The sequence below is a fragment of the Candidatus Collinsella stercoripullorum genome, assembly GCF_027669965.1.
Classification (GTDB): Bacteria; Actinomycetota; Coriobacteriia; order Coriobacteriales; family Coriobacteriaceae; genus Collinsella; species Collinsella stercoripullorum.
On sequence record NZ_JAQECM010000026.1, the window covers coordinates 1 to 15,715 of the forward strand.

Annotated in this window: 10 protein-coding genes; 9 read left to right on the top strand and 1 reads right to left on the bottom strand. The window is 67.5% G+C overall.

Features of this window, described 5'->3' with window-relative positions; translation table 11 throughout:
- Positions 1-172 precede the first annotated feature (172 nt).
- A complete protein-coding gene (locus PHA29_RS06480) occupies positions 173-1,249 on the bottom strand; it encodes a GTP 3',8-cyclase MoaA (RefSeq protein WP_270574094.1) in 1,077 nt (358 codons plus the stop codon).
- Positions 1,250-1,654: 405 nt separating this feature from the next.
- Between PHA29_RS06480 and PHA29_RS06485 the strand changes: the two genes are divergently transcribed.
- The 9 genes from PHA29_RS06485 (at position 1,655) to PHA29_RS06525 (ending at position 15,708) form a co-directional block, all read left to right on the top strand.
- Positions 1,655-2,932 (top strand): MFS transporter, encoded by a 1,278-nt coding sequence (locus PHA29_RS06485; protein ID WP_270848733.1) that lies wholly within the window; start codon positions 1,655-1,657, stop codon positions 2,930-2,932.
- 184 nt (positions 2,933-3,116) lie between these two features.
- Complete coding sequence (locus PHA29_RS06490; RefSeq protein WP_270404983.1) at positions 3,117-3,599, top strand: S-ribosylhomocysteine lyase; 483 nt, start codon at positions 3,117-3,119, stop codon at positions 3,597-3,599.
- 491 nt (positions 3,600-4,090) lie between these two features.
- A complete protein-coding gene (locus PHA29_RS06495) occupies positions 4,091-4,624 on the top strand; it encodes a PTS sugar transporter subunit IIA (RefSeq protein ID WP_270848734.1) in 534 nt (177 codons plus the stop codon).
- 197 nt (positions 4,625-4,821) lie between these two features.
- The gene (locus PHA29_RS06500) at positions 4,822-5,070 is read left to right on the top strand and encodes an HPr family phosphocarrier protein (protein ID WP_270404981.1); all 249 of its coding nucleotides are present in this window, start codon (positions 4,822-4,824) and stop codon (positions 5,068-5,070) included.
- Between the two features lie 207 nt (positions 5,071-5,277).
- Positions 5,278-5,586, top strand: a complete 309-nt coding sequence (locus PHA29_RS06505; RefSeq protein WP_270404980.1) for an Asp-tRNA(Asn)/Glu-tRNA(Gln) amidotransferase subunit GatC — start codon at positions 5,278-5,280, stop codon at positions 5,584-5,586.
- Positions 5,586-7,100: an Asp-tRNA(Asn)/Glu-tRNA(Gln) amidotransferase subunit GatA gene (gatA, locus tag PHA29_RS06510; protein WP_270848735.1), complete on the top strand. Its 1,515-nt coding sequence runs from the start codon at positions 5,586-5,588 to the stop codon at positions 7,098-7,100. The genes PHA29_RS06505 and gatA overlap by 1 nt, the downstream gene beginning before the upstream one ends.
- A complete protein-coding gene (gene gatB / locus PHA29_RS06515) occupies positions 7,097-8,815 on the top strand; it encodes an Asp-tRNA(Asn)/Glu-tRNA(Gln) amidotransferase subunit GatB (RefSeq protein ID WP_270848737.1) in 1,719 nt (572 codons plus the stop codon). The genes gatA and gatB overlap by 4 nt, the downstream gene beginning before the upstream one ends.
- A gap of 212 nt (positions 8,816-9,027) precedes the next feature.
- Positions 9,028-11,805 (top strand): hypothetical protein, encoded by a 2,778-nt coding sequence (locus PHA29_RS06520; protein ID WP_270848738.1) that lies wholly within the window; start codon positions 9,028-9,030, stop codon positions 11,803-11,805.
- Between the two features lie 48 nt (positions 11,806-11,853).
- Positions 11,854-15,708, top strand: a complete 3,855-nt coding sequence (locus PHA29_RS06525; RefSeq protein WP_270848740.1) for a S8 family serine peptidase — start codon at positions 11,854-11,856, stop codon at positions 15,706-15,708.
- The last annotated feature ends 7 nt before the right edge of the window (positions 15,709-15,715 follow it).

The following is a 15,715-nucleotide window of genomic DNA, read 5'->3' on the forward strand; positions in this document are numbered from 1 at the left end:
CGGGTCCGCTCGCCTCCGGGGTCCCCGCCGATGCCCCGGCGCCGGGACGGGCGTCGGCATCGGCGCCGCCCGCCGTCCGCGCGGCGGCGCCCGTCCCCACCACGGCGGCGGGGTACTTCTCGCCCGTCTCCTGCTTGAGGACCGGGCGCTTGGTGGATTTCCTGGCCATGGGTCAGCCTCCGATCTGGGACATGAAGCGCGCCGTCCCGTCGGTCGTCTCGTGCTCGAGCGGCTTGCGCGCGATGGCGGTGCGGTAGATATCGAGCACGCGGCCGTCGTCGCCGGCGCGCAGCGCCTCGCGGACGGGGTACTCGTCATCCGAGAACAGGCAGGGGCGCAGGGTGCCGTCCGCCGTGAGCCGCAGGCGGTTGCAGCGGCTGCAGAAATGGTTGGACATGGCGGAGATGAACCCGACCGTCCCCGCGGCGCCCGGGAACCTCCAGTACCGCGCCGGCCCCGCGCCGTCCGGCCCCGCGCCGTCGACGGGGACGAGCCCGCCGATGCCCGCGGCCTCCCCGGCGGCGGAGATCGCCTCGCGCAGCTCGTCGGAGGGCACGATGTCGCTCGCGTCCCATGCCTCGGGGTGCAGCTCGGGCGCGGCGCCGCTCCGGCCGGGCGGGCAGTGCGGCTCGTTTTTGCAGGCCGCCATGGTCTCCTCGTTGCCGATGGGCATGTACTCGATGAAGCGCACGTGCACGGGGCGGTCGAGTGAGAGCCGGGCGAGCCCGAGGGCGTCCTGGTGCAGGCGGCGCACGACCACCGTGTTCACCTTCACCGGATGGAAGCCGTACGCGAGCGCGGCGTCGATGCCCGCCATCGCCTGCTCCAGCCGCCCCAGGCGCGTGATGCGCGAGAACTGCGCGGGGTCGAGGGTGTCCAGCGAGATGTTCACGCGGTCGAGCCCGGCGTCGCGCAGGTCGTCGGCCATGCGCGGCAGCAGCGCGCCGTTGGTGGTGAGCGAGATGTCCTCGATCTCGGGGATGGCCCGGATCGAGCGGATGAGCGGGACGATCCTGTGCGAGACGAGCGGCTCGCCGCCCGTCAGGCGAATCCGGCGGATGCCCTCCCGCGCGACCAGGGCCACGAAGCGCGCGATCTCCTCGGCGCTGAGCAGCTCCTCGTGGGAGCGCGCGGCGACCCCCTCTGCGGGCATGCAGTACACGCACCGGTAGTTGCACTTATCGGTGACGGAGATGCGCAGGTAGGTTATGCTGCGGCCGAAGCCGTCGCGGAGCTCGCGGGTTCCCAAAGTCGTGCGGCCCTTTCTCGGCGGATGGTCCTCATCCAAGGATAGCACCGATTCCGCGGACACCCTCCCCGCCGCTTCGGAGGGCGGGGCGCGGGGCAGCGGCGGGCGACGGGGGCGTCCGCCGCGGGGACGCGATTGCCGGCAGGTGCGGAGGCGGGGGAGCGCCCGGCGCCGCGGGGCGCGGGGGCGCCGGATCCCGACGAAGCGCGTCGCCATCCGGGCGATGGGGTGCGGGGGTCTGTGGTAGCATGTCCTCCCAAAGCGGGCTTCGACGCGAACGGGGAGGGCGAACGGTCCATGGCGGTATAGGGGAGGATCCGACGGGCACATCGTGCCGATGTTAAAGGGGGCCGTCCGCTCGACGGTGCCCCGTCTCACGCGTCCCCTCGTTACCAAGGAGCCCCCATGTCACCCTTGCGTTCCCTCGCATCCTTCTCCCCCGATCTCTCCTCCCAGGTCAGAAACCTGGTCGCTTTGCGCTTCTGCCTGTTCCTCGGCGCCATGAGCAGCTATTTCATCGGCGTGATGGGGACCCTCACCTTCGCCATGGGCGGGGGCGTGGGACAGAACGCCATGGCCGTCGCCCTGCTCAACCTGTTCCAGATGGTGGGCAACGCATCCGGCGGGAGCTTCCTGGACCGTCGCGGCCCCTGCCGGCATCTCCGCTGGGTCGTGGCGCTGCTCGCCGTCTGCGGCCTGCTGTTCCAGGTGGTCGCCACCTCGTCGACCGGCGTGCTCGTCGGCGCCGCGTTCTTCGGCTTCTGCTGGGGCGCGAGCGACATGGTGGCGCGCTCCTACCCGGCCTACCTGTCCGACGACCCCGACGAGCTGAAGCGCATCAACTCCCTCGTCATGCTGGCGAGCAACGCCGCCATCGTCATCGGGCCGGTCGTGGGCGGCCTCATCGCCCTGCTCGGGTCCACCCAGGCGGTCTTCCTGTTCCTGTCGGCGTGCTCGCTGCTCGCGCTGGTCCCGGGGCTGCGGTTCCGACCGCTCGTCGAGCCCGCCGACGAGCCCGTCGCGCAGCCGACCGAGGCCGACCGCGCGGCCGACGCGCCCGAGCCGACCTCGCGCGACGCCGCGCTCGCCGGCTTCCAGACCATCTTCTCGTCCCGCGCCCTCACCCTGCTGTTCTGGTCCACGATGCTGTGCTTCCTGGGATACAGCGCGTTCGACCCCCTCGAGTCGCTCTACTACCGCGACGTGCTGCGGGTCGGTGCGGAGTGGATGGGATGGCTGTCGGCCGCGGCCGGCGTCGGCGGCATCCTGGGCACGGCGCTCGCCGGGCTGATCCCCGGCCGCCACATGAACGTCCGGACCCTGCTTGCCGTGCTCGCCAGCATGGGCGCGGGGTGCGTGCTCTACGTGGCGACCTCCTCGCCGTGGGTCGCCATGGCGGGGCAGCTCGCCCTCGGGGTGTTCAACGGCGCGTTCGTGCCCATCCGCGACACGCTCGTCCAGATGCACACCCCGCTCGCGCGCGTAGGGCGGGTGAGCGCCGCGATGCTCATGGGCTACAACGTGGCGGGCGTGGTCCCGCTGCTGTGCGCGCCCGTTCTGGCGCGGATATTCGGCGTGCAGGGGACGCTCGTCGGCGCGTCGGTCGTGGTGACCGTCGTCCCGATCGCCATCCTGCTCGTGCGCGGTCGGGCGCTCGCCGCCATGGTCGCCGACGAGGTGTAGCGCCCGTCGATTCCGTCCGGGCCGCTCCCGCGGCGGTATCGGGGTCCCGCGGCCGGCCGCCCCGCCGTCGGGGGCTGCGGTCGGGGGCGGGTGCAGATGGCGGACGGCGCGGCCCCGCACCCGGGGTGCGCGGATGCGTGGTAAGCTGGCGGGGCCGCAGACGCCGACGCACCCGGGAGGACCCATGGAGAAGATCGCCAGCTTCACCGTCGACCACCTGACGCTCGAGCCGGGCGTCTACGTCTCGCGCATCGACCGCGACCCGGATACGGGCGCGGCGGTCACCACCTTCGACCTGCGCCTCACCGCCCCCAACCGCGAGCCGGTCATGAACACTGCCGAGTGCCACACCATCGAGCACCTGGGCGCCACCTTCCTGCGCAACCATCCCGTGTGGGCGCCGCGCGTGGTGTACTTCGGGCCCATGGGGTGCCGGACCGGCTTCTACCTCGCGGTGTTCGGCGAGGTGGGCGCCGAGGAGGTCCTGCCTCTCGTGCGCGAGCTGTTCGCCTTCGTCCGCGGCTTCGACGGGGAGATTCCCGGTGCCCGCCCGGAGGAGTGCGGCAACTACCTGGACCAGAACCTGCCGATGGCGCGGTGGCTGGCGGCGCGCTTCATCGAGCGCGACCTCGACCGCGCGGACGGGCCCCGTCTGAGTTACCGGTAGCCGGTCGTTCCGACGATCCATCGGCCGCCCCGTGAGGGCGGTCCGGTGCCAGAGCGCCGTCCCCGGCGGTGCTCCACGAGTTCGAGATCATCGCAGGGGAGCGAAGCTCCGGGGCCGGCGCTTCGTCCCCGGCGGTGCTCCCATGGGGCGATCGCCCCTGCGATCGAGGCTCGCCCGCTCCGCGTCCCGCCTCCCGCGCGCGGCTCACCCCGGTTGCCCGGGCACGGGGAGATGGGTGTAGGGCAGCGAGCGCTCGATGAACCGCGCGCTCTCCTCGCAGCTCGCCGCGCAGACGCAGCTGAACAGGACATCCAGCACGAACTTCGGCAGGACACGCCGACTTCGTGACCGTTGGGCTGGATGATGACGGCCTTTGGAACGCTTTCTCGCATCTCGGCCTTGTGGAGAGCGCTACAGTTAGTCATCACTAGCATCATCGGAACCGTTCAGCACATCCGGGACCGACCGGAGCGCCAGTGAGGAGTGCACTCATGGGTCTGTTCGACATGTTCAAGAAGAAGTCCGAACCCGCCGCGCCCGCCGGCCCCGCGCCGGTGTCCGCCCAGGCCGCGCCCGACACGCTGTGCGCGCCCGTGTCCGGCCGCGTCATCAAGATGACCGACGTCCCCGACCCGGTCTTCTCCGGCGAGGTCGTGGGCAAGGGCTGCGCCATCTGGCCGGATGACGAGACGGTCTACGCCCCCATCTCGGGCACGGTGGCCGTCACCATGGGCCATGCGGTGGGCATCACCGGCGACGACGGCGTCGAGGCGCTCGTCCACATCGGCGTGGACACCGTGGACATGGAGGGCCGCGGCTTCACCGGCTTCGTGAAGCAGGGCGACAAGGTCGTCGCCGGCCAGCCTGTCATCAAGATGAGCCGCGCCGCCATCGCCGAGGCCGGCCACCCCGACTGCGTGGTGCTCGCCGTCTCCAACACCGCCGAGTTCGCGGACGTCCAGCTCGCCGTCGACCCGGAGTCGACCGTTCCCGCCGGCGCAGCCGTCGCGAAGGTCGTGCGCTGACCGATCGCATCTTCGTGACGCCGCGCCGGGTGCCGGCGGGTCCGTCCGTCCCGGGCGCCGCCCGCGCCCGCCGACCGCACCCCGCCCCGTCCGTTTCGTCGGCGTAAACGCCCCGTCGGGTCGCGCCCGGCGGGCGCATAGTTGAGCGGGAGCCGGGCGCGCCCGGTTTCCCGTATCCGACACCAGGAGGTACCGCCATGATCAAGTTCCAGCATCTCATCGAGGCCGAGGAGGGGCTGCACGCGCGCCCCGTCGCCGACGTCGCCTACACCCTCAACAACTGCTCGAGCGACGTGCAGATCACGTTCAACGGCAAGACGGCCTCGGGCCGCGACCTCATGGAGATGCTGTCTCTCGACGCCAACAAGGGCGACATCATCGACGTCCTGATCGTGGGCGGCAACGAGGAGGAGACCCGCGAGGAGCTGCTCAAGGTGCTTCCGTAAGGGGATCGGTCGCGGCCGCGGCCCGTCGCGCGATCGCCGACGGCGCCTTGCGGCGCGCGTCCGTCCGATAGGGGCGCCCCGTCCCTTGCGCTACGGCGACCCCGTCCGTTTCCGAATGTGTTCGGTGCGGCGCTCCATCATGCTGGAGCGCCGCACTTGCGTATAATGGGGTGCACATCGACGTTAAGACCTGAAGGGGGAGCGCCCATGGCACTCACCGAAGCCGACGTGCGCGGCATCGCGGACTACGCCCGCATCGCGCTCGAAGGGCCCGAGCTCGAGGAGATGACCGCCTACCTCAACGACGCGGTCGACATGCTCGCGCCCGTGCTCGCATACGACCTGCCCGACATCGAGCCGACCTTCCATCCCATCGGCGACCTCGCCAATGTGATGCGCGAGGACGAGGAGCTGGGTCGGCGCGACCTGCCGCTCGAGACGGCGCTCGAGAACGCCGCGAGCACGCGCGAGCGCTACTTCCGCGTGCCGTCGATCCTGGGGGAGGGCGATCGCTGATGGCATCCATCGACACCCTGACCGCCGCCCGCATCGCCGCCGGCGTCCGCGCGGGGGAGTTCTCCGCGCGCGAGGTCGCCGAGGCCTCCCTGGACGCCATCGAGGCGCGCGACGGCGCCGTGCAGGCGTTCCTGCAGGTCGTCCCCGAGCTCGCCCTCGAGGCCGCCGACCGCATCGACGCGGCCCGCGCCGCCGGCGAAAAGCTGCCCCCGCTCGCCGGCGTCCCCTTCGCCATCAAGGACAACATGAACCTCGTGGGCACCCGCACCACCTGCGCCTCGCGCATGCTCGCCGATTACGAGAGCGTCTACACGGCCACGTGCGTCCAGCGCATGCTCGATGCCGGCTGCCTGCCGGTGGGCAAGGCGAACATGGACGAGTTCGCCTTCGGGTCGTCCACCGACAGCTCGGCCTTCCACCCCACCAACAACCCGTGGGATACCGAGCGCGTCCCCGGCGGCTCGTCGGGCGGCTCCGCTGCGGCGGTCGCCGCGGGCGAGGTCCCGCTCTCGCTCGGCTCCGATACCGGCGGCTCGATCCGCCAGCCCGCCGCGCTGTGCGGCGTGGTGGGGATGAAGCCCACCTATGGCGCCGTCTCGCGCTACGGCGTGGTCGCGTTCGGGTCCTCGCTCGACCAGGTCGGCCCGTTCGCGCGCACGGTCGAGGACGTGGCGCTCGCCATGGGCGCGCTCACCTGCGCGGGGCGCGACCCGTACGATGGCACGAGCCAGGATTGCCCGGTGGACTTCCTCGAGCACCTGGAGGACCCCATCGAGGGCCGGCGCGTGGGCATCATCCCGGCGTTCATGGAGGCCGAGGGCCTGACTTCCGAGGTCCGCGCCGCGGTCGAGTCCGCAGCCTCCGCCCTCGAGGCGCAGGGCGCCGAGCTCGTCGAGGTCGACCTGCCGCATCTGGACGCCGCCATCGCCGCCTACTACGTCATCGGGCCCGCCGAGGCGTTCTCCAACCTGGCGCGCTTCGACGGCATCCGCTACGGCTACCAGGAGGAGGGGTGCGCCAACCTGGCGGACCAGAGCTCCCGGTCCCGCGCCCACGGCTTCGGGGCGGAGGCCAAGCGCCGCCAGCTGCTCGGCGCCTACCTGCTGTCCTCCGGCGTGTACGACAAGTACTACTATGCCGCGCAGAAGGCGCGCACGCTCATCACGCGGGACTACGCCGCGGCATGGGACCGCTGCGACGCGATCCTCATGCCCGCGAGCCCGCGCACGGCCTTCCGGCACGGGGAGATCTCCGATCCCACCCAGATGTACCTGTCCGACCTGTACACCATCTCGATCAACATCGCCGGCAACGGCGGCATCACGGTGCCGGTGGGGCTCGGTGCGGACTCGGGGCTGCCGGTGGCGGCCCAGCTCGTCGGTCCCGCCTTCAAGGACCGCACGCTGCTCATGTTCGCCCGCGCCCTGGAGCGCGGCCTCGCCGACGCCGCGACGGGCGCCCCCGTGCTCTCCGTCGCGCCGGATTTCGCCGGGAAGGGGGGTGAGCTCGCATGAAGGAGCTCTCCGAGGTCCTCAAAGACTGGGAGGCCGTGATCGGTCTGGAGATCCATACCGAGCTTACGAGCCTCGATACCAAGATGTTCTGCGACTGCAGGCTCAGCCATGACGACGAGCCGAACGCCAACGTGTGCCCGGTGTGCCTGGGCCTGCCCGGGGCGCTGCCCGTGCCCAACAAGCGCGCGATCGAGAGCATCGTGAAGGCCGGTCTCGCCACCAACTGCGAGATCCAGAAGCGCTCGATGTTCTACCGCAAGCACTACTTCTATCCGGACATGGCCAAGAACTTCCAGACCACCCAGGGGCCGCTCGCCTTCTGCATGCACGGCCGCCTGGACCTCGAGGTCACCGGACGCGGCGCCGCCGAGCGCCCGGAGTGCGCCTTCGGCGAGGCCGAGGCCGAGAGCCTGGCGAGCGCGAGCGCCAACGCGGTCGGCCTGTCCACCGCCATGGCCCAGCAGATGCGCTCCGAGTCGACCGGGGCGGCCGACGCAGCCGGGTCGCCGGCGCGCGGCGGCTCGGCCCTGGCGGGCATGAGCGGGTACGACACCGCGGGGATCGCCGTCCCGGTGCGCCGCGACGACGGCTCCTACACCGTTCCCATCCGCATCCTGCGCATCCACATGGAGGAGGACGCCGCCAAGATGGTGCACGTCGGCGGCGAGGAGGGCCGCATCGGCGGCGCGGCGGAGAGCCTCGTGGACTACAACCGCTGCGGCACGCCGCTCATCGAGCTCGTGACCGAGCCCGACCTCCGCACGCCCGAGGAGGCGCGCCTGTTCATGGAGAAGCTGCGCCGCATCTTCCTCACGCTCGGCATCTCCGACTGCTCCATGGAGAACGGGTCCATGCGCTGCGACGGCAACGTCTCGCTGCGCCGCCGCGGCGAGACCCGCCTCGGCACCAAGACCGAGCTCAAGAACCTCAACTCCTTCAAGGCGCTGCACGACGGCCTCGCCTACGAGATCTGCCGTCAGGCCGAGGTGCTCGAGGAGGGCGGCATCATCTACCAGGAGACGCGTCATTGGGAGCCGGGCCGCAAGCGCACGGTCGTGATGCGCGTCAAGGAGACGGCGGACGACTACCGCCTGTTCCCCGATCCCGACCTGGCGCCGTTCGATCTGACCGACGAGTTCATCGAGCACTGCCGCGCCGAGATCCCCGAACTGCCCGATGCCAAGCGCGACCGCTACGAGGCCGAGTTCGGCATCAAGCGCGCCGACGCCGAGCAGATCGCCGGCGACCCCGAGACCGCTGCGTTCTTCGAGGAGTCGGCCGCAGGCCTGTCCGGCAAGCCGGCGCAGGCGGTGGCGAACCTTATCGTGAACGAGCTCGCCGCCTACCTGAAGGGCGTGGAGGGCGGCATCGCGGATTGCGGCATCGCGCCCGCGCAGATCGCCTCGCTCGCCAAGCTTCTCGCCGAGGACGCCATCAGCTCCAACCAGGCGCACGAGGTCTTCGGCCTCATGGCCGAGTCCGGCGATGACCCGGAGAAGATCGTGGACGAGCGCGGCATGCGCCAGGTGAGCGATACCGGGGCGCTCCAGCCCATCGTGGACGAGGTGCTCGAGCGCTGCGCGGACCAGGCGCAGCAGTACCGCGACGGCAACACCAAGGTGCTCGGCTTCCTGGTGGGGCAGTGCATGAAGGCGAGCCGTGGCCAGGGCAACCCCAAGCTGTTCAACGAGTTGCTGCGCGAGGCGCTCGGGTAGCCTGTCGTTTACGCTGGGCTTCCGCTTGCGAAGCCCGCCTGAGTGCGGGGCATCTGGATATATCCGGACGGGGCTCCGATGCCGTGGAGTCCCGTATGCCGCAATCGCGTCTTAAGCCGAGGTAAGGGTTTTCCCGCCTTGGCTCATTTAGAGGCGTAGCCGTGCTTCGGCACGATATGATATGGCCGTTTGACGATATAGGAGGTTAAACGGTGATAGATATCTCTGGATGCAAACCCGGAATCATCGTGGCAGGCGCCTTCGCCCTTGCCTGCATGGGCGTTTCGGGCTGCGCTCCTCAAAGCGATGCTGCCGGCAGTGCCGGCAGCGGGAGCGTCGCCGAGACTGCGGCGATAGGTGCAAGGCAGGACGCGGGCGGAACGCCGACGTCGACCGCGATCTCCTTTGACTCGGAAGGCTATCTTACGCCTGACGAGAAATGGGCGTCGTATGACGATGGCTCGGATCTGCTCGATATCGCCGAGGCGAACGTCTACGCCAATGCCGTGACCTCTCGGCTTACCGTCAATGCGGATTCAGCCTCGTTCGCGTCCGAGATGACGCCCGATGACATCGCCCTTATCGGCGGGCTCGCCTCGTGGTCGGTCGAGGAGGTCGAGCGGACATCTGATACCCAGGTGGTCGTGACCCTGAGCAATCCCGACAGCGGATACGCCGCCGAGGGCAGCGCCTCGACAGCGGGTCTGGTGTTTGCCGACGGCTCCATCGAGATCGCGGACGGAGATGGGGCGCAGCCGACAGGCGAGGTCACCGTCACGATTCCGTATGTTCATCCGTATCTGGCGATCGACGTGCAGGAGACGCGCTCCTCCGATTCCGAGACCGTCTATCGCTTCGTCGCCAGCGACTTTGTATTCGCAGACGATCTTTCTGCAGACGATTTTCAGGTGGTCGCCGAGCACATGCCCGAGGGCATGGAGGCCCCGCGCGTCGTAGCCGCCGAGCTGATCAACGAGTTTGAATGCGAGGTCACGGTCACCGGCGACGCTACCGCCGAAGATGCGCCCCACCACTACGCCGCCTTGGTCCTGTCCGCTGACGCCTCGGGTACAGGTGGAACCGTCGGAACGTCGCTGCTCGTTCCCGACGTGTGGACCGACGTTCAACTGAGCGAGGTCGATGGTCTCGACGCGACTGCCCTCATGATGGGCTCGGACGCAGACGTTCTATCCGACGATCCGTCGGGTACCAAGGTGGGCACGGCGGTGTTCGAGGTGACGGTCTACAATTCGGACGAGCTCGCCTCAGGTGACAACACCCATGTGCGGGTGGGGACCGGCGGCGGCTCGCTTGTCGACCTCGAGTCGGCGACGCTCAGCGCGACCGATGACGGGCGCACCTTGCTTACGGTCGATTGCGGCGAGGTTCGCGAAGCCCTGGGCGAGGAGGCGGACTCGCTTCCCTATGCCGTGCTCGACATCGATGTCTCCGCGGTCGACCATGCTTCTGAGGGCTCCGATGACCCGTATCGCGCGGCGGTTCTGCTGCCGCTCACGTATGAGTACTTCGCCTCGTCCAGCGACGTGATGGAGACGCTGGAGGCATCGTCGTCGGTGGACGGCACCGCCCTGGTGACGACAGGCAGCACGCTGTCCGTCGCATCCATGGAAGTGGGCGGCAGCGCGCTCCACTCCATCTCGGCGAGCGACACCGCTGCATCCGTCTCGTCGAGCGTCGCCTCGGGGCTTCTCGACAAAGCCAAAACCGCCCTGGGCGCCATCTCGGGTATTCCCTGGGGCCGCGCCATCGCACAGCTCGCGCCGGACGCACCGCTCGCCGATCCGTCCAATGCCATGCTGTACCAAAAGCTCAACGAGGCAATCGCCATGTTGAACACCATCAACGAGACGACGGTCAAGACCCTCGAGACCGTGAAGGCAAATTACGATGCCAGCATCGTGAACGATGCGAACAAGACCATCAGGCGCATCCAGTCCGACTGCACCCTGCTCAACGACTGGTATCTCAAGATCCTCGCAGCTCCTGCCGGTTCGGAGCGCACCGCGGTGGCGGATGCCGCCATGGCCGCCCAGTCGGGCACGATCAACGACCTGTTCCTGAGCATGGAGGAGCTCTACGGCCTGCTTGAGCATGCCGATGCCCGCACCGGCAAGGGCCTGCTGCCGGTGTACCTGAGCATGGCCGAGGCCTCGAACAACTGGGAGGGCCAGGCGGTGAGCTCCTATCGCGTTCTGACAGCGGAGGTCGCCACCATTTGGCGAAGCGCCACGGAGATGACCTATGTCGTATGCGGGTCTTCCTCCCAAGCGGAGTCCTATCGCTCGATGCTCAACGCCCTTGAGGATAATACCAAGCAGGTTAACGGCATCATTACGGCAGCCGATCTGCCCGATTCCACCTATATGACGAAGAGCTGGAAGTTCACCTCCAACGGCGTCGGCGATCTGGTGAACATCGCCGCCGGTTCGACGTACGCGTACAAGTGCATCTACACCGGTGAGTGGTATATCGTCGTCAGGGGCGATCAGACGACGCGCGGCTGGGACGATCCGTGGTATAGCAGCAAGAGGAAGGGCGGCTTTTATACCTACACCGTCAACGGACCGTTCTGCACGCTGACCGGCGGCGACAAGAGCGCTTTCAAGAGTACCTGGAGCTCGATGTATCTCACCACCGCTCAGGCGAAAGGCATGGTCGAGGCCAGCCATTCGGGTACGGAGTCGCTGCAATCTCAGATCGATTCCTTTGCGGGCGAAGGGACGGTGCCCGCCTCCGTGCTCACGAGTGCCGGTTTCGGCAACAAGGGCCTCGAGGTGAATGGCAGCCAGATTCGCAACGACCATAAGTTCGATACCTTCGGTTCCGACGCCGGGAAGTCGACGTTTACCGCCGACCAGATTCACTACAAGGCGTATGAGACCGATCGCGTCTTCAAGAAGAACGTGAAACATTTCGAGTCCTCGACAGCACTTAGCGAGATATGTGCGCTGGCGAAGGTTGCGGTGTAAGGTGCAAGTCGGGAAGATCACGAGCTGACAAGGGGACAAGGGGCACACATGGGTTTCAGATGGTTCGATTATGTGGCAAAAGGCGGCAAGGCGCTCCTTTGCTCGCTCGCCCTGTTGGCGGCTGCGACCGCATCGATCGGTACGGCATACGCCGACGAGTGGGCAGATAGCCTCGCCCAGATGCTCTCCGACAGCAAAGAGTTCACCTCTGATGAGCTGACTCCGGTACCCGGCGAGGCGATCGTCGTATTCCGCACCGATGCGTCGGCACGCTCCGCCCGAACCCTCGATGATGCCGCGGCTTCGCTGTTTGCCGATGCCGGCTATACGGTCGAGGGCACCGTGGACCTGTCTGCTCCCGACGAGCTAGCGACGTACGCCGCCGACTCGTCGGGGGACAGCGAGGGGGCGGACACCTCGCTTCCCCAGGGCGCCGACCTGTGCGTGGCGCTGGTATCGCGTGAGGGCGCCGATACCGATGCGCTCGTGGCGGAACTCGAGGAAATCGAGGGTGTCGAGCTCGCGGCTCCAAATTACCGCCGCTCGATAGCTTCCGTTCCGAACGATACACTCTATGGGCTTCAATACGGCATGCACGACTCGTCAGCTTCCGATGGCGGTGCCGGGATCTCGCTGCCAACCGCGCTTGATAAGGATGCCCAGTCGAGCGATGCACGGGACAACATCGTCGCGGTTCTTGACACCGGTGTCGATTACACGCATCCCGATCTGCAAGACGTCATGTGGAGCGATCCGGGCGACTTGGGGCTACCGAGCACCGAGGGCGCCTGTGGCTATGATGTCGCCGACGGTGACAGCGACCCCATGCCCGCCAGATACTTCGCCACTTCGCACGGCACCCATTGTGCCGGTGCCATCGCGGCCGCGACCAACAACAACGAGGGCGTGACAGGCGTTGCCCAGCACACGAAGATCATGGCGGTCAAGATAAGCTCCGATGACGACGCATCCGGTTCTTTCAGCGACTTTGACCTCGTTGCGGGATACGGGTATGTGATTCAAGCCGCTGTGGCGGGGGAGAACGTTGTGGCAATCAGCGGTTCGTGGCACGTGGGACCGTACTCCCCTGTCATCGACTACGCTATCAACCAGGCTGGCAAGGCCGGCGTCATGTCGATTCTCGCCGCGGGCAACGATGGAGTCGACTTGGATGACTCGACCATCTACGGTGCGACCGTGCATATCGAGTCCCCCTATGCCATCATCGTCGCGGCGAGCGATCGCGACAACGAGCTCGCCGCTTTCTCCAACTGGAACTCCACGGATGTCGATGTCGCGGCTGCGGGCGCATACGATCTGTCCTGCGTATCCACGGAGGCGTCGGCCGTGTTCTTCAACGCCGAGCTCTCCCACGAGGCGGGCAAGGACCTCGGATGCTATGACGAGCTTGGGGAGCTGTACCGCGAGGGCAAGCTGTCAGTCTCGCTCTACGACGCCATGAATCCGGGCGCTCCGGTCGATCAGGATCTTGCGGACCGCGCCCTGCATCTCGAGGAGACCGCCGACGGCAAGCTCAGGCTCACGATCGATCCCGAGGTGATCGACCTGTCGCTGAACGGCAGGTATTATGTCGTGCTCTCCTGGCGGACCGATAATCCCTTCAAGGGCGGGACGGGAGATCCAAGCGATTACGCCGCCTCCCTTTCCATGGAGCTTGAATGCGGCGGCGGTGGCCTCGTCCAGGTGCAGATGGCCGACTCGAAAGGCAATGAGCTGCTGTCCCAGGCGGTTGGAACGCAGGCGGTGCTCGATAACTCGATTCCCCTCACCTCATCAGGCGGCTCTACCGTGATCGCGGTCAACGATACGGACGAGCAGCTTACCGTACGGGCTATGGTCATGCTCACGCAGGATGCCTCCTCGGCCGCTCCTTCGTGCACACTGGGGGCGTTCGGTATCGGTCTCGTGGACGAGTGCTACGTCCCCTATGGGTATATGAGCGGCACCTCCATGGCTACGCCGTTGATCGCCGGCGCGTACGCTCAGCTCGCCTCGGCGTTTCCGCAGGAGTCCGCGCTTGAGCTGAGAGGCCGTCTGCTCGGCGCGACCGATGCCTTGGAGGAATCCGTCGATGCGAGCGGCGAGACCAAGCATATCGCCACCGATGGCCGCTTCACCTTCGAGAAGGCCTTCGACGAGTCCTCCTTAAACGCCACTACGTGGGGTATTGAGGTGGACGTCGAGACCGGTGCCGCAGTGCTGCACGGCAGGTCCCTCAACGGCGCGCAGCTCGTGGTCGATGGTGAGCCCGTTTCCGCAGAGGCCCAAGACGAGGGCTACGAGCTCGCTTTCTCGGTGTCCGCATCCAAGCTCGATGGCGGGCTGCATGAGTTCGAGGTGATCGATGCTGCAAGCGGAAGGAGCCATCGCGCCGTCTACTCGCTTCCCCAAGCGCAAGATAAGGGGCTGGTCTCCATCGACGAGGTCGCCGCTTTGCCGGCGTTGCCGGGCGATGCCTCGCAGGGCACCCTGATCGCCTCCGCCGATACGCTTTTCTATGCCGACCGTACCGGTTCGTTTCTGTATTCCATCGATCCCGATTGTCCTGAGGATGGCTGGCGGGAGCTTGCGGCCCCTGGACGCTCGTATGCCACCACGCCCGGCGCGGACGTTGCCGGTTCGCAGACCCTGATCTCGTACGGGTATCTCGACGGCAAGATCTACGCGCTCGGGTTTGACGCCCGCACGGGAAGCGCCGGTGACGATATCGCGCTGTTCCAGGCGACGTACGACATCGCCGACGATACCTGGAGCGCCTATCAGGAAGTGGCTCGCGTACCCGCGTCGTTTATGAGCGAGCTGAGCGTGGATAGCGTGTTGACCCCCGTGGCCCACCGCGGCTCGCTGGAGCTCGCTGCCGTCATCGAGCGCGCCTCCTCCTTCGGCGGTTCATCCGATACGCTGTATCGGTTCGAGCTCGACGCGGCCGAGGGCACGTGGTGCTGCACCGAGCTCCCCTTGGCAGACGATGACGCACGGCCCTTTGCGCTGGTGTCCTCCGACGAGCTGCATCTCGTTTCCGTCTCATCCGGCGGTGCGAGCGAAATTCGCACCCAGCTCGACGACGGGACGTGGAGCGATGCCATGCCGGCGTCGAACTTCCCCGACCTCACGGAGTCGTCGTTAGCCGATCTGTTCAAGTCTGTTACGTTCGCATCCGGTTCCGGTCTGGTGTTGGCGGGCCGTCCGATTACAGGCTTTGGAACCCTGGGGGCGCTGGATGTCGAGGGGGCATCGTGGAGTGGTCTGGGGACGCTGTCTGCAGGCACCTTCGCCAGCCCCGTGATCGGGGCCGGCGCGATGCTGGGGGACACGGTGTATCTCTGTGCTCTCGACATGGACGCCGATGCGCCTATCCAGGGCTCGCTCGTGGCGCTCGATCGGACCGCGACCAGTGCGCTGAGCTCGGTGTCCGCGCAGGCATCAGTTCGGGTAGAGGGATGCGGCAGCGCACAGGTTGCGGATTGGCGCGAGTCGGGTTCGTCTGCGGTGTCATCTCGCCTGCATGATACCGTGACGTTCTCCGTTCAAGCGGATACGGGATATCGCTTCGTCGGCTGGTTCGACGGGACGGGGGCGCTGGTTTCAAAGGACGCCTCCTTCAGTTCGTCTCTGCTGGGAGATATGCAGCTGACAGCCCGATTCGAGCAGGACGGCTCCGGTTCCTCCCAAGATGGGAATGAGGGCACAGATCCAGATGGCGGCACTGACGAGCCCTCCGTCGACGGTGACAACGACGAGTCTTCCGTCGATGGAGGCCAGGATGAAGATGACGGTTTGCTCGCGCAGACGGGCGATACCGTCCTGCCGCTTTTGCTTGTCTGTCTCGGCGCCGCCACCATTACCTTCGCCGCTGTCGTCGCGCTGCGCTGCCGTCGCTAGGTGTCCC